The following is a 23,311-nucleotide window of genomic DNA, read 5'->3' as shown; positions in this document are numbered from 1 at the left end:
CCTCGGGCTCCTTCGTGTGGCTTCCCGCGCCCATCAACGCCCAAGGAGGGCACCCATGGCTACGGCATCCGCCCCGACCGCCGGTATTCCGGTGGGGCCTGGCCTGTCGATGTTCGACCCGATCTTCGTCGGCATCGACGAGTTCGGCCAGCCCGTCTACATCACTCTGGCCTACCGCAACCTCCTCGCCGGCGGTGAACCCGGCGGAGGAAAGTCCGGCCTACTCAACACCATCGCGGCCCATGCCGCTCTCTCGGCTGACTCCCGCCTCGTCCTGCTCGACGGCAAGCTCGTCGAACTCGGGCAGTGGGAGGACTGCGCCGACGCCTTCATCGGCCCTGACATCACCGCCGCGCTCGACGTCCTCCGACGCCTACAGCAGGTGATGAACAACCGGTACGCCTGGCTGCGCGCCCACGGGCGTCGCAAGGTCACCGCGCTCGACGGGCTCTCCGTCATCACCGTCCTGGTCGACGAGATCGCCTTCTACTCCGCCACCATCGGCGGCAAGCAGGAACAGGAAGAGTTCGTCGCCCTCCTGCGGGACCTGGTCGCCCGGGGTCGAGCCGCCGGCATCCCCGTCGTCGCCGCCACCCAGCGACCGTCGTTCGACATCATCCCCACCAGCCTGCGGGACCTGTTCGGCTACCGCGCCGCGTTCCGCTGCACCACCCCCAACAGCTCGAACATCGTCCTCGGTCACGGCTGGGCCGAGCAGGGCTACTCCGCCACCGACATCGCCCCGACCAACCAGGGCGCGGCGTACCTGATCGCCGAGGGCGGCATCCCGCGCCGCATCAAGGTCGCCTACCTGACCGACGCCCAGATCGCCGGCATCGCCGACTACGCCGCCTGGACCCGTCGTCCCACCCGCCCGTCCGCACCGACCGGATCTCGACTCGATTGGGGAACCGCCGCATGACCCTGCGAGAGCTCATCCGCACCCGTCGTACCCCGGCACCGACCACCCAGTACGTCGACCGGCACGTCGTCGGTACGCCCGAGGAACTCGCCACGCTCATGGCGCTGGCCACCGATCGTGGACTCCTCGTCTTCGCCTCGGCACCCGTACAGGTGCCCGGCGACCCCACCCGATTCCGCCGCTACCTGCGGCTGCGCGCCAGCTAATCGGCCGACGGAACCGGCTCAAGCCCTGGAAAGCAGACCGGTTCCGCCGACCTCCCACCAAGCCCTCCTGAAAGGACGTGGCTGCCATGAAGGCTACCCAGAACCCACCTACCACCGGAACGGTCACTCCTGCTGACCTGCTCCGGATGGCTGCCCTCTACCTGCGCCGGCACGGCTGGCACCAGGGCACCTACTACCCCACCACCGCGCCCGCCGGCTGCCCTACGCCGCCGGCCTGCGCTGTCGGAGCGATCGGCATGGCCGTCGCCGGCCACCGCGTCGACCACTTCTACAGCCTCGACTTCGGCACCCAGGTCGCGTTCCGCACCGCCGTGGGTGTCTTCACCACCCACCTCGACGACTACGAGCCCATCTGCGCCGTCGACGACGACGGCTTCCTCATCGACGAACACACCTCCCCCTATTCCTGGAACGACGACCCCGGCCGTACTGCCGAGCAGGTCATCACGGCCCTTGAGTCCGCCGCCGACGACTGGGACTCCCTCCACTCCGACGGGGGCGAGAACTGATGCCCACCGTCAAGCCCACCTTGACGTCCAACGTCCCGCGACAGAAGCGCCGGGACATCGTCGAGAACGACGAATTCGCGGCCTTCGCACGTCGCATCATCCGCGCCCACGGTCGCCGCGTCGCCACCGGTGACGTCGAAGCCCTTCGCGATCTGGTCGCCCTCTCCGCCGTCATCGACGAGGCAATCACCGACGCCGTCGTCGGACTCCGCGCCTTCGGCTACTCCTGGGCCGAAATCGGTCAACGCCTCGGCATCTCGCGCCAAGCCGCCCAGCAACGCTGGGGAGACCGGTCGTGACCAACTTCTACGACCCGACCGGCACCCGCTTCGGCTTTCCCACCTACCCGTACCGGATGGCACCCAGCGGGCTCGCCACCCTGCGGCAGCTTCGGGCTGCCGGTCTGCGTCCCGGCGGGCATGACCCCGTCGCCCAGATCTTCTGGCGGCGCGGGAAGCGCGTCGCCTACCTCTACCGCCTCGACCTGGCCAAGCCCAAGCGCACCGCCACCCCCGCCCAGCGGGAGGCCATCGGCAAGGCGCTGCGCGCCCGCCGTACCTGCGCCGTCTGCGGCCTGGTCCGGCCCTACTACATCCCGCACCGCTACGGCTGCTGCCTCGACTGCCACGGAGGTCACTGATGGGTGTCCTGATCACCTTCGCCGTCATCCTGCTCATCGGCATCGCCATGGCCTACATGGGCGGTGTGCGATGAACCGTCAGCCCACCACCGGCACCCGAATCGAAGGTGTCGTCCTGGTCCTCATCCTGCTCACCGTCGCCGGATTCGCCGGTGCCGCCTCGTTCACCCACGTCAAGGACTGGACCCTCGACAACTCCCCGGCGGGAACGGGCGAGTGGTTCGGCTGGGCCAACGCCGTCATCTCCGAACTCGTCCCCATCGCCTGCCTGCTGACCATTCGGCGTCGACGCCGGGTCGGTGCTCCCATCGGCTACCCGCTGTTCCTGCTCATCGCCGCCGCCGGCCTTTCCCTGGCCGCACAACTCGCGGTCGCCAAGCCGGGCATCTCCGGCTGGCTGCTCTCGGCCGTACCGGCACTGGCCTTCATGGCTCTGGTGAAACTCGTCCTCGCGCCCGCCAAGGGCGACAACCCGACCACGCCGGTTGTCGAACCGGCCGAACCGATCCGGGCTCAGGTTGCCGAGCAGGTCACCACCGAACCGGCACCGCCGGCCGCCATCGCCACCGACCCGCAACCCCGTCCGGCCATCCAGCCCACCATCCCGGAGCCGGTCGAGGTGCCGACCCACCTCCTGCCCATGGCCAGGTTCGCCGCAGCACAGCACGAGCAGAACACCGGGTCACCCATCACTGCCGCCGAACTGGCCGACCGGCTCGACATCGCCCCGGCCACCGCCGGGCAGCTCCTGACCACCCTGAGCGGTGGTGCCCGATGACCATCTACCTCGTCGACATCGAACAGGTCGTCCACACCTGCCCCGTCCACCCGGAGGGGCACCCGTACGACATCCGGCGCACCATCGTCGACGTCATTCCCGGCGGCCCCTGCCGGGCTCCGGTCACCGTCCGCTGCGGTGGACAGACCGTCCTGCTCCCGTGCCGTCGGCACGAGCCGGCCAAGCGCCAGTGCGGCGCCTGCCGGGTCATCGTCACCGAACGCACCATCACCACCCGCACCCCGAACGGGATCGCGGTCTGATGGCCTCGACGCTGGACCTCACTCCCCGCGCTTCGGCCCGGGGGGTGGGCTCGAACGCCGACACCATCGTCTACGACTACACCGCCGCCGGGGCTGCCTTCGCCCGCGCCACCCGACCGGACTACTTCGGCTGGATCGAACATGTCCGCGCCGCCGGTGGCTGTACCCGACCGATCCGGCTCGCCGGCCAGCTTCTCACGGTCGAGCCTGGCACCGGGCGCGTCATCGAGCAGCGGCACACCGACGGTCTGCCCGACGCGGTCATCTACACCGCCTGCGGCAACCGGCGAGCCGCCGTCTGCCCGTCCTGCGCCCACACCTACCAACGCGACGCGTACCAGCTCCTACGCGCCGGCCTCATCGGCGGCAAGGGCGTCCCCGACACCGTCACCCAACACCCGGCCGTGTTCCCCACCTTCACCGCCCCGTCCTTCGGGCCGGTCCACGTCCGCGCGGTCCGCAAGCACACCTGTCGGGACCGCAAGCGCTGCGACTGCCGCCCCGACCCCTGCCACGCTCGCCGCGCCGACGACCCCACCGCCGGCCACTGCCCACACGGCCGCCCCGCCGTCTGCTGGGCACGACACGAGCCCGGTGACGCCGCGCTCGGTCAGCCGCTGTGCCTGGACTGCTACGACCATGACCACCAGGTCGTCTGGAACCTGTTCTCCGGCGAGTTGTGGCACCGCACCAAACAAGCCGCGGAACGGCACCTGGCCAAGCTCGCCCGTCGCCGCGGCATCCCGCGCGTCCAGGTCACCACCGCCTCAGGCAACATCCGGACGGTCCCACCGGTTCGGCTGTCGCACGGCAAAGCGGCAGAGTTCCAAGCACGCGGCGCGGTCCACTTCCACGCCCTCGTTCGCCTGGACGGCGTCGACCCCGGCGACCCGGCCGCCGTCGTCCCACCGCCGGACGCGTTCACCGTTGACGACCTCGTCGACGCGCTCCGGCACGCCGCCGCCCAGGTCGCCTTCACCACCCCCGACCACCCCGACCAGCACGCCGGCTGGCCGATCGGTTGGGGCGAGCAGCTCGACATCCGGCCCATCACCCTCACCGGCCACGGTGAGGTCACCGACAGCATGGTCGCCGGTTACCTTGCCAAGTACGCCACCAAGAGCACCGAGGTAACCGGGCACCGCTCCACCCGCCTCACCGCCGACACCATCGGGGACCACGCCGACCCCGACGGCGACCACACCGCCCGCCTCATCGACGCCTGCTGGCGACTCGGCCGACCCACCGGCACCCCCATTCCGCTGTCCCAACGGCCACGCGACCGCCGGCCCCGCCCCGGCTTCGTCCCGCGCTGGGAGTGCCCCGACTGCGGCACCCACACCCGCTACGCCGCCTGCCCGGTCTGCGTCGCCCGACGTCAATCCGCCCTTGACACCGAATCGACGAAACCGGCCACCGCCAACCCGTACGCCCGACTGCGCCGGTGGGCGCACATGCTCGGCTTCGGCGGCCACTTCCTCACCAAGGCCCGGCGGTACTCCGTCACCTTCCAACTCCTGCGCGACACCCGCCGTGCCCACCGGCAGCGCGAGGAATACGGGCACCCGGCCGTCGGCGGCCTGCTCGTCGACGACGACACCACCCTGATCGTCGGCACCCTCACCTTCGCCGGTGCCGGTTGGCACACCACCGGTGACGCGCTCCTCGCCAACACCGACGCCGCCATGGCCAGAGAGCGACAAGCCGCCGGCCGCGAAGAACTCGCCCACGAACTCGGCACCACCCCGGCCGGCGCTGTGCCGGCTGTCGCCTGACCCGGCAGACCTGAGGAGGTCACTCGTCATGAGCACCACCGCCCGCCCGGCTCCCGTCGTTCGGCTCGTCCCTCGTTCCGGGACGGTCGTCGTCGCGCCGGTCACCTACACCGTTCGGGAAGTCGCCAAGCTGCTGGGCATCTCGCTCGGCAGCACGTACGCCCTCGTCCGCGCCGGCACCATCCCGGCGACCCGCCTCGGGGGCCGCTGGCTGATTCCCCGTACCCGGTTCCATGCCTGGCTGGACGGCGTCACCGAGCAACCCGGCGCCACCGGCACCGAGCACGGTCGGGGGCGTTGATGGGCTTCGTCCGCAAGACTCCGGCCGGTACCTTCCGCGCCTGCTGGCGTGACCCCGCCGGCCAGCAGAAGTCGAAGAGTTTCCGCACGAAGCGGGAGGCCAGTGCCTACCTGGTGGAGATGGAAGGCAGCCTCAATCGGGGCACCTACGTCAACCCGCACGCCGGCCGCACCCGCGTCGGTGACTTCGCTCAGCAGTGGCTCGCCACCCGCTCGGTCGAAGCGCGCACCACGGAACGGACCATGTCCCTGCTCCGGGCTCATGTCCTGCCCAAGTGGGGTGACTGGCCGCTCGGGAGGGTCGACTTCATGTCGGTGCAGGAGTGGGTGACCGGGCTCGGCCGCGACCTCGCTCCCGCCACCGTGGGCAAGTGCTACCAACTGCTGTCGATGATCCTGCGAACCGCTGTGCAGGCGCGGCTGATCGCGGTCAATCCCGCCGAGGGCGTCAAGCTGCCCCGGGACCGGACACGGGACGTCAAGCCGATCACGATCAGCCGCGAGAACTTCTTCGGCAAGCTGCTGCCGGCCGTCCCACCCCGTCACCGGGCCATCGTCTGCACCGCCGCCGGGGCCGGGCTCCGCTGGGGCGAGTGCGCCGGGCTCAGCTGGTCGTCAGTAGACCTCGACCGGGCATCGCTGCGCATCGTCCAGGTCGCCGAGGAGACGCACGGCGGGATCGTGCTGCGCCCGTACCCGAAGAGTCGCGCCGGAGTGCGGACCGTGCCGCTGCCCGGCTTCCTCGTCGACGCGCTGCGTCAGTTGCACACCGCCGCCGACAACCCGGACCCGCGCACGCTGGTCTTCCGGGACCGGGTCGGCCGACCGTTGCGCCGGTCGAACTTCCGCCGTCGTGTCTGGCTACCCTCGCTGGTCCGCGCCGGCCTGCTCGGCCAGGTCGTCGACACCGGCCCGCATCGGTACCGGGCAGTCTGGCCCGATCGGGAAGGCGTCGAGTGGTCGGCCGAGTTCACCACCGAGCGGGAAGCCGTCGCCTGCGTCGCGGCCAAGGCTGCTGGCGGGATGCGGTTCCACGATCTGCGGCACGCCTACGCCACCTGGCTGGTCACCGACGGCGTGCCGATCAACCTCGTGCAGCGGGTCATGGGCCACGAGCAGGCGTCGACCACGCTCAACCGCTACACCCACACGCCGGACGACTACGCCGCCCGGGTCCTGGCGGCCTTCGACGACCCTGCTGCCTCTCTGCTGCCTCCGACGGGAGAAACCGCGCCGGACGAGGCCGATGACGAGATCGGAGACGACCTGTGACCTGGGGCGGAGCGTTCCCACGCGAAAGGGACGACCCCCGTCGGGGGGAGACGGGGGTCGTCGGAGGTTCGGCTCCGGGGGGGTCGAGCCGAACCCGCTCAGCGGTCACGGGGGGTGCAACCGCCGAGAGTCTGCCGGTTGTACGAGATGTGAATACTCGTGCTACGAACAAGTCTGCCTGAGCGGACCTGTGTACGTCGAGTGGTGTAGCCTCCACTCCCCGCAGATTCCTTTTCGCAGAGTGTGACTGCAGTCACCCTTCGCAAGCGGCGGGGAGGTCGACCCGCAGGTCCGCACGGTCCTTGGCCCCCGGGCATCCGCCGACGATAGACCATCGGGCTAGACTTTCGCGCCGTGGGCCGAAGTGCCGCTTTCTTCGATCTGGACAAGACCGTCATCGCCAAGTCGAGCGCCCTGGCGTTCGGTCGGCCGTTCTACCGGGACGGGCTGATCACTCGGCGTGACGTCGTCAAGTCGGCGTACGCGCAGCTGATGTTCCGGCTGGGCGGCACCGACGAGCAGACCATGGCCAGAACCAGGGACTACCTCGCCACACTGTGCAAGGGGTGGCAGGTGGAGCAGGTCCGCCAGCTCGTCGCCGAGACACTGCACGAGCTGATCAACCCCTACGTGTACGCCGAGGCCGCCGCCCTCATCGAGGAGCACCAGGCGGCGGGGCGGGACGTGGTGCTGGTCTCCGCCTCCGGCGAGGAGATGGTCCGCCCGATCGGCGCGCTGCTCGGGGTCACCGACGTGATCGCCACCCGGATGGGTGTGGTGGACGGGCGGTACAGCGGCGAGGTCGAGTTCTATGCGGCCGGTCCGAGCAAGGTCGAGGCGGTCAGCGAGTTGGCCGAGGCGCGCGGGTACGACCTGGCCGACTCGTTCGCGTACTCCGACTCGTACACCGATCGGCCGTTGTTGGAGTGCGTGGGTCATCCCAGCGTGGTCAACCCGGACCGGCAGTTGCGCAAGCTCGCGGTGGAGAACGCCTGGCCGGTGCTGGAGTTCCGGCACCCGATCCCGCTGGGTCGGCGGCTGCGGGAGCGGCCGGGCGTCCCGGTGGCGGCGGCCGCGCTTGGCGTGGGTGTCGGGGTGGCGATCGGCATCGCCTGGTACGGCCGGCACCGCCGGACCCGCGCCGGCAGCTCGGCCTGATCTCCACCCGCAGTCCGCGTCACGCAGCGGCCTGATCCCGCTCGCCGCCGGGCAGGCGGCCTGGCCAGTGCCAGCGGGGCGGCCGATCATCGCGGGCAGGTGGCCTCACCGGTGTCGGCGAGGTCGCCGACATCGCGGGTGGGCAGCCTGACCGGGATCAGCGAGACGGCCGATCATCGCGGGCAGACTGCCGCACCGGTCCGGCTGGAGACCGACTCGTCAGGCGGCGGCCAGCACCTCGTCGCCGATGGCGGTGAGCTGGTCGGCGCCCACCTCGACGGCGGACATGTAGTGGCGTAGCCACGACCGGAGCCCGTCGGGTGTCCCGGTGGCGAAGGCTCCGGCCGCGCCGACGTACTCCGGCTCGCGTTCCCGGTGCCCGACGTCGACCGGCAGCAGGCCGCGTGGGTCGACGCCGCTGGCGAGCAGCACCAGCCGGGCCGCGCCCCGGGCCACCACGCCGGAGGGGCCGGCGAAGGGGCGCAGGTTCAGCAGTTCCCCGTGCACCACGGCGGCGAGCACCAGCGGGGTGACCCTGGTGCCGCCGGCCACCAGCCCGGCCAGGGCGTCGAGGCGGGCGGCCACCACCGGGTCGTCGACCGGGCGGCCCAGGTCGGGCTGGTCGACGATGTCGCGGGCGGCGAGTACGTGCAGCTTCGCGAGGGCCTGTCGGGGTGCACGGGGCCAGAGGTCGATCAGCCCGGGGAGCGCACCGGCGACGCGCAGGGCACCCTGGAGGACCGGTTCGGTGACGGTGCCGGCGCGTACCGCCTCACGGTCGTGGGGCCGGCCTTCCAGGCCGGCGCTGGCCACCGCGGACCGCAGGCCGACCTCGGCCACGACCTGGCCGCCGTGTCGGCGCAGCGCGCGGTGGCCGAGTGCCTGGTCGAAGCGGGCGCGGGCGCGCGCGACGGCGTCGGCGACGTCGGCGAGGTCGAGCAGGGGCGCGAGCGGGTCGGCGGTCACCCCGTCACGCTATCGACCCGGCCGTCCGCGCCGAGCACGAGTCGGCGGCGGTGGGGTGCCGCAGGTGTTAGGAAGGGACCCTTCCTATGCACGAGGCGTTAATAAGGTGCCCTTCCTTACATCTCGGCGCGTGGGAGGGGCCGTTGGGCGACGAGGGCGGACGAGATCGGTCGCCTGGCGCGTCCGCCCCGGCTAACCTGCCCGGAAGAGACGCAGGTCACCCCGAGCGACGAGGAGCCACCGCATGAGCGAGGCATTGGCCAATCTGCTGAACGAGACGCGCCAGTTCCCGCCGCCGGCCGAACTCGCCGCCGCCGCCAACGTCACCGCGGACGCGTACGTCGAGGCCGAGAACGACCGGCTGGCCTTCTGGGAGCGCCAAGCCGGGCGGCTCACCTGGGCGAAGCAGTGGGACCAGGTGTTGGACTGGTCGACCCCGCCGTTCGCGAAGTGGTTCGTGGGTGGGCAGCTCAACGTGGCGTACAACTGTCTGGACCGGCACGTCGAGGCGGGTCGGGGCGACAAGGTGGCGATCCACTGGGAGGGCGAGCCGGGCGACACCCGGACCATCACCTACGCCGACCTGCACCGGATGACGTGCCAGGCGGCGAACGCCCTCACCGACCTCGGGGTGGTCGCCGGTGACCGGGTGGCGATCTATCTGCCGATGATCCCGGAGGCGGCGGTCGCGATGCTGGCCTGCGCCCGGATCGGCGCGACGCACAGCGTGGTCTTCGGCGGCTTCTCCGCCGAGTCGCTGACCAACCGGATCCAGGACGCCACCGCCAAGGTCGTGATCACCGCGGACGGCGGTTACCGCCGGGGCAAGCCGTCGGCGCTCAAGCCGACCGTGGACGACGCGGTGGCGAACTGCCCGTCGGTGGAGCACGTGCTGGTGGTACGGCGTACCGGCGAGCAGGTCGGCTGGTCGGAGCGGGACCACTGGTGGCACGAGACGGTGGAGCAGGCGTCGACCGAGCACGCCGCGCAGCCGTTCGACGCCGAGCACCCGCTGTTCATCCTGTACACCAGCGGCACCACGGCCCGTCCGAAGGGCATCCTGCACACCACCGGCGGGTACCTGACGCAGACCTCGTACACCTCGCACGCGGTCTTCGACCTGAAGCCGGAGAGCGACGTCTACTGGTGCACGGCGGACATCGGCTGGGTGACCGGCCACTCCTACATCGTGTACGGCCCGCTCTCCAACGGTGTCAGCCAGGTCATGTACGAGGGCACCCCGGACACCCCGCACAAGGGCCGCTTCTGGGAGATCGTCGACAAGTACGGCGTGACGATCCTCTACACGGCACCGACGTTGATCCGCACCATGATGAAGTGGGGCGACGAGATCCCCGCGGAGTACAGCCTCTCCACGCTCCGCCTGCTCGGCAGCGTCGGCGAACCGATCAACCCCGAGGCCTGGATGTGGTACAGGCAGCACGTCGGGCGGGGCGAACTGCCGATCGTGGACACCTGGTGGCAGACCGAGACCGGCGCCATGATGATCTCGCCGTTGCCCGGGGTGACCGCCGCGAAGCCGGGTTCGGCGATGACGCCGCTGCCGGGTGTCAGCGCCGACGTGGTGGACGACCAGGGCCAGTCGGTGCCGAACGGCGGCGGCGGGTACCTGGTGCTGCGGGAGCCGTGGCCGTCGATGCTGCGCACCATCTGGGGCGACGACAACCGGTTCATCGAGACGTACTGGTCCCGGTTCGGCGCGGGGGTGAGCGGCAAGGCCGACGACCCGTGGGTCTACTTCGCCGGTGACGGGGCGAAGAAGGACGACGACGGGCACCTCTGGCTGCTCGGCCGGGTCGACGACGTCATGCTGGTCTCCGGGCACAACATCTCCACCACCGAGGTGGAGTCGGCGCTGGTGTCGCACCCGTCGGTGGCGGAGGCGGCGGTGGTCGGTGCCACCGACCCGACGACCGGTCAGGCGATCGTGGCGTTCGCGATCCCGCGCGGCAGCGTCGACACCGCCGGTGAGGCCGGTGAGCAGCTCATCGCCGACCTGCGCACCCACGTGGCCAAGACGCTCGGCCCGATCGCCAAGCCGCGCCAGATCCTGTTGGTGCCGGAACTGCCGAAGACCCGTTCCGGCAAGATCATGCGCCGGCTGCTGCGGGACGTGGCGGAGAACAGGTCGCTGGGCGACGTCACCACGTTGCAGGACTCGTCGGTGATGGACCTGATCGCCTCCGGCATGGGCGGGGGCAAGTCCGACGAGGACTGACGGATAGGCGTACCACTCGACGGGTGGCGGTCCGACGCGGACCGCCACCCGTCGATGTCTGTCCGGACCTGCGCGGACGTCCGGTGACCGCCACCGAGGGCTGTGACAGTGAAAACGCCTGCCAACAACTCGCTGCCACAAAATCGACGCATACCCCTTCCCCTGTAGCCCCACGAGTGCCTATGTTCACCAGTGGCCCCATCCGTAGGGGCCTATTTCACCGGTCCACAACCCCCGACGGGCCGGTTCCCTCAATCCGGAGGTACCACGTGCGGAAAGTCGCAGTGGGTCTGCTCGGGCTCTCGCTGACCGCGACAGGGTTGACGGTCGGCGCTTCCGCCGCCGCCGCGCCTGCCACGGCGCCGTCGGCCCAGTCGATCGCGGAGCCCGCCCACGCCGAACACGACCTGCCGAACCCGCTGGAGGACAAGCGCCGTGCCCTGCGCGAGCAGGGTCTGAGCGAGGTTCTCTCGGGTCGGGCCGAGGCGGAGCGGATCAACGGCAGCACGGTGGTCAAGGTCGGTGAGCGGGCCACCAAGGGTGGCAAGGCCGGCCGCAACGCCAAGACCACCAAGGGCGGCAAGGGCCCGACCGAGAAGCAGTACGTCGAACTGTCGCGGGAGAAGACCGACCGGATCTTCGTGATCCTCGCCGAGTTCGGCAACGAGCGACACCCGGACTACCCCGACCAGGACACCGACCCCGACACCCCCGGCCCGGTACGGTTCGACGGACCGATGCACAACGAGATCCCGGAGCCGGACCGCCGGGTGGACAACTCCACCGTCTGGCAGCCGGACTACGACGCCGACCACTTCCGGAAGCTGTACTTCGGCACCGGCCCCGGCGACGAGTCGGTGAAGCAGTACTACGAGGCCCAGTCCTCCGGGCGCTACAGCGTCGACGGTGTGGTCACCGACTGGGTGAAGGTCAACTACAACCAGGCCCGGTACGGGCGCTCAAGCGGCTACCCGTGCGACGGGATCGTCTGCAACAACGTCTGGGCGCTGGTGCGCGACGCCGCCAACAAGTGGGTCGCCGACCAGAAGGCGGCCGGACGGACCGACGCGGAGATCGCCGCCGACGTGCGGGCGATGGACCAGTGGGACCGGTACGACCACGACGGTGACGGCGACTTCAACGAGCCGGACGGCTACATCGACCACTTCCAGATCGTGCACGCCGGTGGCGACATGGCCGACGGCGACCCGATCTACGGCGAGGACGCGATCTGGAGCCACCGCTGGTACGCGTACGCCTCCGACCAGGGACGCACCGGCCCGCCGAACTTCCCGGCCGGCGGCACCCAGATCGGCGACACCGGAATCTGGATCGGTGACTACACGATCCAGCCGGAGAACGGCGGTCGCAGCGTCTTCTACCACGAGTACGCCCACGACCTCGGCCTGCCGGACGACTACAACGTCATCAGCGGTGGCGACAACAACAACGAGCACTGGACCCTGATGGCCCAGAGCCGCCTCGGCGCCAAGAACGACGGCGGCATCGGCGAGCGCGGCGGTGACCTCGGTGCGTGGAACAAGCTCCAGCTCGGCTGGCTCGACTACGAGGTGATCGTGGCCGGGCAGAAGCGCACGCTGGTGCTCGGCCCGCAGGAATACAACACCAAGGAGGCCCAGGCCGCCGTGGTGGTGCTGCCCGAACGGGAGTACACGTTCGAGAACGGTGCGCCGTTCGAGGGCGACAAGCAGTTCTTCTCCGGCAACGCCGACGACCTGAACAGCACCCTGACCAGGACGTTCGACCTGAGCGGAGCGTCGTCGGCGAGCGTCTCGCTGAAGGGCCGCTACAGCATCGAGGCGGACTACGACTACCTGTTCTTCGAGACCTCGACCGACGGCGGGCAGACCTGGACGCCGCAGCCCGGCACCGCCGACGGTCGGCCGTTCAAGGAGATCTCCCCCGGTCGGTACGCGCTGGACGGCAGCACCGACGACGAGTGGGTGGACGTCCAGGTCCCGCTGGACTCGGTGGCCGGCAACGGCGTCGGCTTCCGCCTGCGCTACCAGACGGACGGCGCGGTCGCCGAGGGCGGGTTCTTCGGTGACGCGATCACGCTGACCGCCGACGGGCAGACGGTCTTCGTCGACGGCGCCGAGGACGGTGCCACCGGCTGGACGCTGGCCGGCGGGTTCGAGGTCGTCGAGGAGACCTACACCCGCAGCTTCCCGAACTACTACATCGCCGGTACGCGGCAGTACATCTCGTACGACAAGTACCTCAAGACCGGCCCGTACTTCTTCGGGTACGCCAACACCAAGCCGGACTTCGTGGACCACTACGCGTACCAGGAAGGCCTGCTGATCTCGTACTGGAACACCCGGTGGTCGGACAACGACACGTTCGCGCACCCGGGCGAGGGCCGGAACCTGATCATCGACTCCCGGCCCCGGCCGATCTACAACCTGACCGGTCAGCCCTGGCGGGCCCGGATCCAGGTGTACGACGCGCCGTTCAGCCTCAAGAAGGCGGACTCGTTCACGCTGCACCTCAACAGCCAGCCCCAGTACATCCGGGGGCAGGCCGCGCAGCCGCTGTTCGACGACACCAAGCAGTACTGGTTCCCGGAGCTGCCCAACCACGGCGTCAAGCTCCCGGCCACCGGCACCAAGATCAGGGTGCTGGAGCAGGACGGCATCTACACCAAGGTCCGGTTCTCCTGAGCCGCCGACCTGACACGACGACGCCCCGGGCAGGTCATCTGCCCGGGGCGTCGCCCCTGCCGGGCCGGTGGTCCGGTCGGCCCGCCCGGGCCGGCGGCGGCGGGGTCATAGGCTGTCGGTCATGACCGAGCAGCGTGGCGACGCCATCGACGAATCCTGCGTCCTCACCGAGGGGCCGTGGACGCACCGGTTCGTCGGCGCCAACGGCAGCCGGTTCCACGTCGTGGAGGCGGGCACCGGTCCGATGGTGCTCTTCCTGCACGGCTTTCCCGAGCACTGGTGGGCCTGGCAGCAGATGCTGCCGGCGGTCGCCGACGCCGGTTTCCGCGCCGTCGCCGTCGACCTGCGCGGCTACGGCGCCAGCGACAAACCACCCCGGGGGTACGACGGCTACACCCTCGCGGCCGACGTGGCCGGTCTGATCCGCGCGCTCGGCGAACGCTCGGCGACCGTGGTCGGCGCCGGTGCCGGCGGGATGATCGCCTGGACGGTGGCCTCGTTCCACCCCAACCTGGTCCGCCGGCTGGTGGTGCTCGGCGCACCGCACCCGCTACGGCTGCGCGCCGCGATCTTCGCCGATCCGCGTGGCCAGTTCGCCGCCTCCACGCCCGCACTGAGGTTCCAGCTCCCGCGCTACGAGCACGTCCTCACTCGGGACGACGCTCGGGCCGTGGAGGTGATCCTGCGCCGCTGGGGCGGGCCCCGTTGGGTGGGCGGCCCGGAGTTCGCCGGGTACGCCCAGCGCTACCGGGAGGCGATGCGCATCCCACAGGCCGCGTTCTGCGCCCTGGAGGGTTACCGGTGGGCGTTCCGGTCCGTGCTGCGACTGCACGGGTACCGGTTCGTCAAGCTGATGCAGCGCCCCCTGGTCACGCCCACCCTGCAACTGCACGGCGCGCTGGACGTCGCCGCGTTGCCGCGTACCGCGCAGGGGTCGGGGCGTTACGTCAGCGCGGCGTACGAGTGGCGGCTGCTGGACGACGTCGGGCACTTCCCGCACCTGGAGACGCCGGAGCTGGTGCTGGGCGAGATCCTGCGCTGGACGAAGTCCTGACCGCTGCTCAGATCCGCTGTTCGCGGACGTCGGTGACCTCACCGACCGGCGCCCAGCCCTGGTAGACACCGAAGTCGAAGGCTTCCAGCCGCATGGCCTGGGCGACCGGCCACCGACCGCCCGTGTACTCGACCCGCAGCCACCCGTCGTGCACGGCGAGCACGATGAACGGCTGTCCCTGCCAGGTGCAGGTCGTCCGGACGTACGCCAACTCCTCGACCTCGGCGGTCGGGACGACCCGGACGTAGCGGCCGGAGCGGACCTCCTCGAAACCGTCGGCGGCCTCCGGCCGGTAGAGCCGGATCTCGCCGCCATCCGGGCTGGCCTGGTACTCCCGGCCACGCCAACGGGCCACATAGCCGTCGCGCATCACCGCTCACCGACCTGACGCCAGGCGAGCGTGTCGGTGTCGAGCACGGCGACCAGCCGTTCGGTGCCGTCCGCGCCGATCCGCAGCAGTTGGGCACCGTGCGGCAGCCGGACACTGTCCACCTTGAACTCGGCCACCACGTCGGAACTCTCGCCGGGGGCGAAGCCGTTGCCCCGGAACGGGGAACGCTCGATCACCCAGCCCTCCATCGCCCGCATGGCGGCCTCGTTCTGCCCGCCGTACGGGATCCGGTAGAGACTCGGCCGGTACGCCGGCCACCTCAGCACGTAGATCTGCTCGGCGTCGGCAGCGAACGGCGACTCGGGATGGTTGAGGCCGAGCGCACCGTACAGCTTCGCCGGGGTGTCGAGATGGGCCAGCTCACCGGCCCGGTGCACGAAGCCGGAGACCCGGTCGTAGCCACGCTCCAGGTAGTAGCCGAGCTGGCTGGGTGCGATCGCCTTCTGCATCACGATCGGCCGCACCGGGTCGACGACCGGTGCGGCCTCCCGTGGGCTGCGGGACGACACGGCCGGCTCGGCCGTCGACTCGGTCTCCCGCTCCGGGTCGTCACCGAGCCCCAGTTCGGCGGCCCAGTTGGCCAGCCCGACGATCTGCTCACCGGGCAGCTTGGCGCCCACCGGCGTACCGGGATTGACCGCGAACGACCACGACGTGTCCGGCCAGCAGCGGATCAGCTGGACGAAGCGGACCTGGAGCGTCTCGGCGGCGGCCGGGTCGGTGTGGTCGGCCAGCCGCTGCGGCGAGGTGTACGCCACCACGAAGGTCTGGCCGTCCAGTTGCACGGTGGGCCAGACGAAGCCCGGGTCGCCCGGCCGGGTGCCCGCGACGCAGTCGGCCGCCACCGGCATGAGGACCCGGGCCAGCAGCAGCGTGGACAGGAACGTGTCGGTGCTGCCGGCCTCCGCCGCCTCCAGCAGGTTCACCTCGACGTCGTTGGCCGGCGTGAAGTCGGCACCGACGGTCGGCGGCGCGGCGGCAGTCGGTGCGGCGGCGGATGCCGATTCCGGTGCGGCGGCCGAGGTGGCCGCCGCCGGACTTTGCACCGTCGGCTCGGACCCGTCACCCGACCCGTCCGTCCCGGGCTGCGGCAACGTGGGCGACACCGGCGGAGTGATCACTTCGGTCTCGATCGCCGACTCCGGCGTCGTTCCCCGAAGCAGGACGGTCTGCTGCTCGGCCCCGACCAGCGGGACGTCAGCAGTCGGCTCGGCCTCGACCGACGGCACCTCGGCCGTCGCCTCGGACCCGGTCGACGCGACCTCGGCAGTCGGCTCGGGACCCGGCGACAGGACCTCGGCGGTCGGCTCGGCCCCGACGGACGGCACCTCAGCGGTCGGCTCGGCCTCGACCGTCGGCACCCACGCCGTCGTCTCGGGCTCCACCGTCGGCACCCACGCCGTCGTCTCGGCCTCGGCCGACGGGACCTCAGCGGTCGGCTCGGCCCCGGCGGTCGGCACCTCGGCGGTCGGCTCGGATCCGATCGTCGGGATCCACCCGGTCTGGTCCGCCACCGTGGGCACCCAGGCGGTCGGTTCGGCCTCCACCAAGGGAACCGGCGCGGTCGGCTCCGCCTCGGCGGACGGCACTTCGACCGTCGGTTCGGCCTCGACCGTGGGCACCCAGGCCGTCGTCTCGGGCTCCACCGTCGGCACCCAGGCCGTCGTCTCGGGCTCGGTGGACGGAACCCGGGCGGTGGGCTCGTCGGACGACACCTGGACGGTCGGCTCGGCCTCGACCGTCGGCACCCAGGCCGTCGTCTCGGGCTCCACCGTCGGGACCGGCGCGGTCGGCTCGGCCCCGACCGTGGGCACCCACGTGGTCGGCTCGGCCTCCACCAACGGAACCTGCGCGGTCGGCTCGGCTTCCCGCACCGGGACCCGTACGGTCGGCTCCGCCTCCGACACCGGGACCCGCATCGTGGGCTCCGCCTCGGGGACCGGCACGCGCACCGTCGGCTCGGCCTCGACCGGGGGGACGCGCACTGTCGGCTCGGTGCTCGGGAAGGGGGCGGGCTCGTGCGGGCGGGGCGGGGCGTCGTCGACCGAGCTGAGGTCGCGGGCCTCGATGATGGTGCCCTCGATGACGATCGGGGTGAAGCCACGGCGGGGCGCGGGCGGGCTGGAGACCGGTTCTGCGGCCGACAACTCCTCCGTGGGCTCCGCCGGCCCGCGAGGAGGCAGCGCCTCGGTGGGGTCGCCGCCGTCGGCGAGACCACCCGGTGCCGTCCAGCCGTTCGGCGGGGACACCCGCAGTGGCCGGGTCGGCTCCTGCACCGCACCATCCGGTGACGGCAGTTGCTGGGTCGGCTCGCCACCGGGCTCCGGACGGGCGCCCGACTCGGCACCGGTGAAGTCGAAGGCGCGGGTCTTCCCCTCGGCGGACGGATCGCCGGCCGCTCCGCGCCGGGGGAACGGCTGCGCACCACGGGCCGCCAGTCGGGACGGCGGGGTCGCCCGGTCGGTCAGCCGGTCGGCACGCTGGCCGGTGCGGGAGTTCGCCGGCTCGAAGAAGGACTTCCGAGGTGCCTGGCCGGAGTCGGCGGGCCGGCCGTTGGTCGGCGGGCCGGCGCGGGCCGGCGTACTCGGCCAGCCGGGACCGGCGGCCGTCGGCTCCTCGTCGGGCGGCGGCATCGGCCGACTCGGCGGCGGACCGACCTGCCCTTCCACCCGGCCACCGCCGACGGCGCTGAGCCGGCTTCCCAGCGTCTCCTGACCGGCGGCGCGGTCCGGGGCGGGGGCACCCCAACCGGGATCGGGCCGACCCGGCGACGCTCCCCCGGGCTGCTGGTGATGCGGACCGGCCACCGTCCCGGGAGCCGCCACCGGTGACTCGGGCAACTGGAAAGCCGCCGGGGCCACCGGTTGCGGCGAGGACGGAGCCGGACGCCCCGGACCGGTGCCGGACGGCCGTGGAGTGCCGACCGGGGCGGGCGGGGTGCTCGGCGTACGGGCGTCGCGCGCGCGGTTCAGGGCCTCCACCCGTTCCAGCCGGGCTCGTGCGCCGACGGTGCGCCCGGGCAGCCGGACGTCGCCCCGGGACAACTGGGAGACGTACCAGGCCGGCAGGTAGCCCTCGATCGGCAGGCCGGGATTGACGGCCAGCCACCACTCGTGGTTGGGCCAACCGGCGGCCAGTTCGGCGTACCCGGAGCGTCGGCTGGGTCCGGCGTGGTCACCGAGACAGGACCGCATCGCCTCGGCGGAGGTGAACGCCAACACGTGCGTGCGGCCACCGGTCGTCCAGGTGCCCCACCCCGCCGGCACCTGACCTGGCACGGGCTGGACGGAGATCGGCAACAACAGCTCGACCCGGGACAGGATGCGGAAGTACAACTGCTGGTCGTTGCCGCGCAGCGCGTCCCGCATCGCCGCCTCGGCCTCGGTGGCCGGCGCCCAGTCGGTCACGGCCACCCCTCCTCCCGGGCACAGCCATAGGTATCGCTTACAACCTACAAGGTGTCCACAAGATCACAATGCCAGGCCGTCGCCGGTCCGCCCGCTTCGCCGAGGGGCGCTAACATCCCGTTCCGGTGTCGACACGATACGGAGGCGGTCGATGTCCCGGAACGTCCCGCGTCCGCTCCTCGCGGGGGTGGCCGCCGCCCTGCTGGCCGGACCCGCGACACCGGCATCCGCCGCGACCGCACGGCCCGCGTCGGCCGGGTTCCCGGCGGTTGCCGCCGCGCCGGAGTGCGCCGCGCCACCGGCACCGGCCCGGCCGGTGGTCACCGCGCCCTGGCCGCAGGAGAGGTACGCCCCGGCGCGGCTGTCGCCGCTGGCCGACGGGTCCGGGGTGACCGTCGCGGTGGTCGACTCGGGCGTGGATCGCCGCCATCCGCAGCTCGCCGGTCGGGTGCTCGACGGCCTCGACCTGCTCGACCCCGGTGGCGACGGCACCCGGGACTGTGTCGGCCACGGCACCGGTGTGGCCAGCATCATCGCTGCCGCCCCGCACGACGGCGTCGCCTTCCACGGTCTGGCGCCGAACGCCCGGATCCTGCCGGTCCGGGTCAGCGAACAGCAGGTCGTGGACGGCCGGGGTGCGGGGCGTACGGTCGCGCCGGAGGAGTTCGCCACGGCGATCCGCTGGGCGGTCGACAACGGCGCCGACGTGATCAACCTGTCCGTGGTGCTCTACGCCGACCGGCCGGCGGTCCGTGCCGCGATCGCCTACGCGGCGGCCCGGGACGTGGTCGTGGTGGCCGCCGCCGGCAACCTGCACGGCGAGGGCGACCCTCGTCCCTACCCCGCCGCGTACGAGCCGGCGATCGGGGTCGGCGCGATCGGTGCCGACGGGACACGGGCCGGGTTCTCCCAGGCCGGCCCCTATGTCGACCTGGTCGCACCCGGCACCGACGTGCTGATCGCCGCGCCCGGACGCGGCCACCAGCGGGCCGAGGGCACCAGTTACGCCGCACCCTTCGTGGCCGCTACCGCCGCTCTGGTCCGCCAGTACCGCCCCGACCTGAGCGCTGCGGAGGTGACCCGGCGGATCCTCGCGACCGCCGATCCGGCACCGGGCGAGGGCTACGGTGCGGGTGTGCTCAATCCGTACCGGGCGGTCACCGAGGCGGACGGCACGACGCCACGCGCGCGACCGGCGGTCGGGCTGGACGCGGAGCGGACGGACCCGGCGCTGGTGGCACAGCAGGCCCGGCGGGCCGCCGCGCGGGAACGGGCCGCTCTGCTCACCGCCGCCGGACTGCTGGCGGTGACCGTCATCGTGGTGGCCGCCGTCCTCGTGCCGCAGGGTATCCGGCGACGGTGGCGCCCCGCTGACCCACGCTGAGCCGCCCGCCCCGACCGACGGCTGCCGATGGCTGACGCCGACCGCCGCGTGCGAGGCGGCCGGCGTCAGCCCTTCGTCATTGGAACAGGCCGGCGTTGCGCTTCTCGGTGTCGAGATAGTCGGTCGCGGACTCGTCCACCGCCACCTTGATGTCGCGCAGCATCGTCTGGAGGTCCTGCGAGGCGTTGCGCCACCGGGCCTGCCGCTGCTCGTACGCCTGCTGCGCCTCGCCGGACCAGCTCGCGACCAGCGGAGCGGCGTCCTGCTCGAGCTGACCGAGCTGCGATTCGAGCGTGTTCAAGGCCCGCTGGATGTCCGCACTGGCCTGTTGCAGCGCGGCGAAGTTGACGACCAGCACACCGTTCTCCATCCGAAGTTTCCCCCTGGGTCGTGGTCTAGAGCGGCAGTTGGATGCCGCCGCGGTTGGTGGCGGACACCCGGCCGGCCGCCTCGGCGTCCGACGCGTCGTACTTCACGCCGGCGGTGCGGATCGCACCTGCGGTCTCCCGAAGGGCACGCTGCAGGTTCGCCTGATCCTGCGCCCACTGCTGTTTGACCTGCTCGAACGACCGGCCGCCCGCCCCGCGCCAGGCCTGCTGGAGAATCGCCAGCTGGGCCAGCAGTCCACTGAGCATCGACTGCAACGACTGGTCCGTCTGCTCGAACTTCGCCGCGGTCTGTTGCATCACCGCGGCCTCTGCCTGGGTCTGGGAGGACACCCCGACGTCACCTCGTCTCTCGATCGTGGCTGGCCCATGGACACACCACCCGCGCCGCCGGAGGGCGTGCGCGACGCGGGACGGACCAACGAGAACTCGTCGCTGACAGTAGCGACACCATCGCGTTTCTGCTACCCCACCGCGCTCCCCTGTGGACAACGCGGCAGCCGGGCGGGCTACTACGATGGGCGTCGATGACGTCGCGGGGTGTGATCGACCGACGGGCCGCAGTGCCGCCAACCGGCGCCCTCGCCCGCCGCATCGTCGACGCCCCAGCCGACACCGGCGGCGGTCGGAAGAGACCACAGTGGAGCCTGCGCGCGTACCGGCCGGCGGTCGGTCAGGTCGTCACCACGCAGGTGGCGGCGGCGCTGCTCGTCGCCGCACCGGGTCCGGGCACGCTGCCGACGAGCGCCGCCGTCCTGCTGGCCGGCGCGCTGCTGGTGGGCGCCTGGGGTCGGGTACGCCGACGGTGGCTGCACGAGTGGGTACGACTCGGAACGGGCTATCTGGCCCGCCGTCGACGGGTGCACCACCCGACGACCCTGCTCGACCTGGTCGACCCGGATGCCGTCGTCCGACCCGTCGAGTTGGCCGGATCCCCGGCCGCCGCCATCGACGACCCGGGTGGCCTGGTGGCCCTGCTCGACGTCGGCGACGCCGCCGACCTGCTCGGTGCGGGCGTCCGCTCGCTGCCGCCGCCCACCGCGCTGCTGCCGGCCCGTACCGCCGACATGCCGCCGGTACGCGTGCAACTCCTGCTCACCGTCACGGCGGCACCGGCGGTCGCGGCCGGCGGCGGACCGGTGGCCGCCTCGTACCGACAGCTCACCGACGGGCGGCTGGCCGGCGGGGAGCGCGCGGTGCTGGCCGTGCGCGCGGTGCGGGTGGCGGGCTGGCCCGAGGAGGCGCTGCGGCGGGCGCTCGCCGGCACCGTACGCCGGGTGGTGCGACGGCTCCGGCCCCTGCCCGTGCGTCCACTCGGCGCACCAGCGACCCTGCGCATGCTCGCCGAGCTCGCGCACCACGACGGCCGTGTGCCCCGGGAGACCTGGCAGGGCGTCCGGTGCGGCGGGCTGCTCCAGAGCACCTTCGTGCTGCGGCGCTCGCCGACGGAGCCGGTGGGTCGGCTGGTGCACCGACTGTCCGCGCTGCCGGTGACCGCCACCACGGTGTCGCTGCACGCCGACACCGAGGCACCGGGCCGGACCGACCTGACCGTCCGTCTGAGCGCGGCGACGCCGGCCGAGCTGTCCGCCGCCGGTCGAGCACTGGAGCAGGTCGTGACGGCCGCCGGCGGGGTGCTCGTCCGCAACGACGGCGCCCACCTGGACGGCTTCGCCGGCACGCTCCCGCTGGCGCTGCCAGGTCAGCCGGTCACGCGTCGCCGGGCCCCGTCGACGCCGCCCGGCACGGACGGCCCGGAGTCGACGCTGCCGTACGGCTCGGCCGGATTGATGCTCGGCACCAACCGGCACGGCGGCCCCGTCGCCGTCCGGCTGTTCCGGCCGGAGAGCACCCGGGTGATGCTCGTCGGCGGGGTGCCCACCGCCCAGTTGGTCGCCGTGCGGGCGATGGCGCTCGGTGCCCGGGTGGTGGTCCAGACCACCCGGCCACATGCCTGGGAACCCTTCGTGCGGGGTGTCGGCGTACCCGGCCGGACGATCCCGCTGGTGCCGCCGGACCGCCCGGCGGAGCTTCCGCCCGCGACCCCGCTGTCCCCGGTGCTCGTGGTGCGGGACGCGCCGCCACCGCCTCCGGGCCCGCGCCCGGGTGCCCCCTGGCAGACCACCCTGTTGGTACGCGACGAGCTGACCCCGGCCGACGCGGACGCGCTGGCCCGCGCCGACCTGGCGGTGCTGTCGCCGCTGAGCCGGGCCGGATCGGTGGTCGCGGGCACCGCGCTGGGCCTCGGCGACGCCGCGCAGTGGCTGGCGCGCAGTCGGCCCGACATGGTGGCGGTGGTCAACCGGCGCGCCCTGCGTTGGGCGCTGCTGGCCGTCACACCGATCGAGGCGCAGCTCATCGGGGCGCCCCTTCGGCCCCGGCCGAGTTGATCTCGCGGGTTTCGCCGGTACGCAGGCCATGACACCATGCCCGCCATGGGTTTTCTGAAAGGTCTACTGATCCGGGTCGGCGCCACGGCGGTGGCCTTCTGGCTGGCCACTGTGATCATCCCTGGCATCTCCCTGAACACCGAATCGTTCGGTGAGACGGTGTTGACGCTGGTCCTCGTCGCGGTGATCTTCGGCGTGGTGAACGGGGTGCTCCAGCCGATCATCAAGACCGTCGGGTGTGGCTTCTACCTGCTCACCCTCGGCCTGATCGCACTGGTGGTCAACGGTCTGCTGTTCCTGCTCACCGGCTGGATCGCCGACCAGGTGGGGCTGCCCTTCGACGTGGACGGCTTCTGGCCCGCCGCGGTGCTGGGTGCGCTCTTCGTCGGCATCGTCACCTGGATCCTCGGCGCCATCCTCGACCGCGACTGACTCCCGAACAGGGCGGCTCGACCTCGTCGGCCGACTGAGAGGAGCAGCAGCGGCACGGCCACCCACGCGGTCACCGCGCGCTCCAGCAGGCTGCCCACGCCGGCGCCGATCAGGCCACCGGCGAAGTCCCGCTC

22 protein-coding genes are annotated in these 23,311 nt (G+C 72.0%); 17 read left to right on the top strand and 5 right to left on the bottom strand.

Features of this window, described 5'->3' with window-relative positions:
- The first annotated feature begins 55 nt into the window (after positions 1-55).
- The 11 genes from ACWDVW_RS09020 (at position 56) to ACWDVW_RS08970 (ending at position 7,844) form a co-directional block, all read left to right on the top strand.
- Positions 56-922 carry an FtsK/SpoIIIE domain-containing protein gene (locus ACWDVW_RS09020; RefSeq protein ID WP_111244784.1) on the top strand — a complete coding sequence of 289 codons (867 nt, stop codon included), beginning with the start codon at positions 56-58 and terminating at the stop codon, positions 920-922.
- Positions 919-1,128 carry a hypothetical protein gene (locus ACWDVW_RS09015; RefSeq protein ID WP_176092362.1) on the top strand — a complete coding sequence of 70 codons (210 nt, stop codon included), beginning with the start codon at positions 919-921 and terminating at the stop codon, positions 1,126-1,128. Before ACWDVW_RS09020 ends, ACWDVW_RS09015 begins: the two co-directional genes overlap by 4 nt.
- Before the next feature lie 86 nt (positions 1,129-1,214).
- Positions 1,215-1,658 (top strand): DUF6197 family protein, encoded by a 444-nt coding sequence (locus tag ACWDVW_RS09010; RefSeq protein WP_449946274.1) that lies wholly within the window; start codon positions 1,215-1,217, stop codon positions 1,656-1,658.
- A complete protein-coding gene (locus ACWDVW_RS09005) occupies positions 1,658-1,957 on the top strand; it encodes a hypothetical protein (protein ID WP_449946272.1) in 300 nt (99 codons plus the stop codon). The genes ACWDVW_RS09010 and ACWDVW_RS09005 overlap by 1 nt, the downstream gene beginning before the upstream one ends.
- A complete protein-coding gene (locus ACWDVW_RS09000; protein ID WP_303393475.1) occupies positions 1,954-2,298 on the top strand; it encodes an RRQRL motif-containing zinc-binding protein in 345 nt (114 codons plus the stop codon). The genes ACWDVW_RS09005 and ACWDVW_RS09000 overlap by 4 nt, the downstream gene beginning before the upstream one ends.
- 70 nt (positions 2,299-2,368) lie before the next feature.
- Positions 2,369-3,076, top strand: coding sequence for a hypothetical protein (locus ACWDVW_RS08995; RefSeq protein WP_449946271.1), 708 nt, complete (start codon positions 2,369-2,371; stop codon positions 3,074-3,076).
- Positions 3,073-3,339 carry a hypothetical protein gene (locus tag ACWDVW_RS08990; RefSeq protein ID WP_449946269.1) on the top strand — a complete coding sequence of 89 codons (267 nt, stop codon included), beginning with the start codon at positions 3,073-3,075 and terminating at the stop codon, positions 3,337-3,339. The genes ACWDVW_RS08995 and ACWDVW_RS08990 overlap by 4 nt, the downstream gene beginning before the upstream one ends.
- Positions 3,339-5,114: a replication initiator gene (locus ACWDVW_RS08985; protein ID WP_449946267.1), complete on the top strand. Its 1,776-nt coding sequence runs from the start codon at positions 3,339-3,341 to the stop codon at positions 5,112-5,114. Before ACWDVW_RS08990 ends, ACWDVW_RS08985 begins: the two co-directional genes overlap by 1 nt.
- A 28-nt stretch (positions 5,115-5,142) precedes the next feature.
- The gene (locus tag ACWDVW_RS08980; RefSeq protein ID WP_449946265.1) at positions 5,143-5,415 is read left to right on the top strand and encodes a helix-turn-helix domain-containing protein; all 273 of its coding nucleotides are present in this window, start codon (positions 5,143-5,145) and stop codon (positions 5,413-5,415) included.
- A complete protein-coding gene (locus ACWDVW_RS08975) occupies positions 5,415-6,686 on the top strand; it encodes a tyrosine-type recombinase/integrase (RefSeq protein WP_449946529.1) in 1,272 nt (423 codons plus the stop codon). Before ACWDVW_RS08980 ends, ACWDVW_RS08975 begins: the two co-directional genes overlap by 1 nt.
- Before the next feature lie 354 nt (positions 6,687-7,040).
- Positions 7,041-7,844 carry an HAD family hydrolase gene (locus ACWDVW_RS08970; protein WP_350697401.1) on the top strand — a complete coding sequence of 268 codons (804 nt, stop codon included), beginning with the start codon at positions 7,041-7,043 and terminating at the stop codon, positions 7,842-7,844.
- A gap of 219 nt (positions 7,845-8,063) precedes the next feature.
- Here ACWDVW_RS08970 and ACWDVW_RS08965 read toward each other — a convergent pair whose 3' ends face one another.
- Positions 8,064-8,810, bottom strand: a complete 747-nt coding sequence (locus tag ACWDVW_RS08965) for an oxidoreductase (protein WP_449946263.1) — start codon at positions 8,808-8,810, stop codon at positions 8,064-8,066.
- A gap of 244 nt (positions 8,811-9,054) precedes the next feature.
- Here ACWDVW_RS08965 and acs point away from each other — a divergent pair, with 244 nt between their 5' ends.
- The 3 genes from acs to ACWDVW_RS08950 all read left to right on the top strand — a co-directional run bounded on the left by acs (position 9,055) and on the right by ACWDVW_RS08950 (position 14,787).
- Positions 9,055-11,049: an acetate--CoA ligase gene (gene acs / locus ACWDVW_RS08960; RefSeq protein WP_449946261.1), complete on the top strand. Its 1,995-nt coding sequence runs from the start codon at positions 9,055-9,057 to the stop codon at positions 11,047-11,049.
- Between the two features lie 284 nt (positions 11,050-11,333).
- A complete protein-coding gene (locus ACWDVW_RS08955) occupies positions 11,334-13,733 on the top strand; it encodes an immune inhibitor A domain-containing protein (RefSeq protein WP_449946527.1) in 2,400 nt (799 codons plus the stop codon).
- A gap of 121 nt (positions 13,734-13,854) precedes the next feature.
- Positions 13,855-14,787: an alpha/beta fold hydrolase gene (locus ACWDVW_RS08950; protein ID WP_449946259.1), complete on the top strand. Its 933-nt coding sequence runs from the start codon at positions 13,855-13,857 to the stop codon at positions 14,785-14,787.
- Between the two features lie 7 nt (positions 14,788-14,794).
- Here ACWDVW_RS08950 and ACWDVW_RS08945 read toward each other — a convergent pair whose 3' ends face one another.
- Positions 14,795-15,160: a hypothetical protein gene (locus ACWDVW_RS08945; protein WP_350697405.1), complete on the bottom strand. Its 366-nt coding sequence runs from the start codon at positions 15,158-15,160 to the stop codon at positions 14,795-14,797.
- A complete protein-coding gene (locus ACWDVW_RS08940) occupies positions 15,157-18,585 on the bottom strand; it encodes an SseB family protein (protein WP_449946257.1) in 3,429 nt (1,142 codons plus the stop codon). The genes ACWDVW_RS08945 and ACWDVW_RS08940 overlap by 4 nt, the downstream gene beginning before the upstream one ends.
- A 151-nt stretch (positions 18,586-18,736) precedes the next feature.
- Between ACWDVW_RS08940 and mycP the strand changes: the two genes are divergently transcribed.
- Positions 18,737-19,969: a type VII secretion-associated serine protease mycosin gene (gene mycP / locus ACWDVW_RS08935; RefSeq protein WP_449946256.1), complete on the top strand. Its 1,233-nt coding sequence runs from the start codon at positions 18,737-18,739 to the stop codon at positions 19,967-19,969.
- Between the two features lie 76 nt (positions 19,970-20,045).
- On the opposite strand, the gene ACWDVW_RS08930 is transcribed toward mycP, so the two are convergent.
- Together ACWDVW_RS08930 and ACWDVW_RS08925 are read right to left on the bottom strand one after the other, a co-directional pair.
- Positions 20,046-20,339 carry a WXG100 family type VII secretion target gene (locus tag ACWDVW_RS08930; RefSeq protein WP_350697408.1) on the bottom strand — a complete coding sequence of 98 codons (294 nt, stop codon included), beginning with the start codon at positions 20,337-20,339 and terminating at the stop codon, positions 20,046-20,048.
- Between the two features lie 25 nt (positions 20,340-20,364).
- Positions 20,365-20,688, bottom strand: coding sequence for a WXG100 family type VII secretion target (locus ACWDVW_RS08925; protein ID WP_396741102.1), 324 nt, complete (start codon positions 20,686-20,688; stop codon positions 20,365-20,367).
- Between the two features lie 194 nt (positions 20,689-20,882).
- Here ACWDVW_RS08925 and ACWDVW_RS08920 point away from each other — a divergent pair, with 194 nt between their 5' ends.
- Together ACWDVW_RS08920 and ACWDVW_RS08915 are read left to right on the top strand one after the other, a co-directional pair.
- Complete coding sequence (locus ACWDVW_RS08920) at positions 20,883-22,745, top strand: type VII secretion protein EccE (protein ID WP_449946254.1); 1,863 nt, start codon at positions 20,883-20,885, stop codon at positions 22,743-22,745.
- Positions 22,746-22,790: 45 nt separating this feature from the next.
- Complete coding sequence (locus ACWDVW_RS08915; protein WP_396741106.1) at positions 22,791-23,177, top strand: phage holin family protein; 387 nt, start codon at positions 22,791-22,793, stop codon at positions 23,175-23,177.
- Positions 23,178-23,311 lie beyond the last annotated feature (134 nt).

Source organism: Micromonospora sp. NPDC003241 (assembly GCF_053589795.1).
The sequence above is the reverse complement of the archived record's forward strand: the minus strand, read 5'-3'. Positions and strand labels throughout refer to the sequence as shown.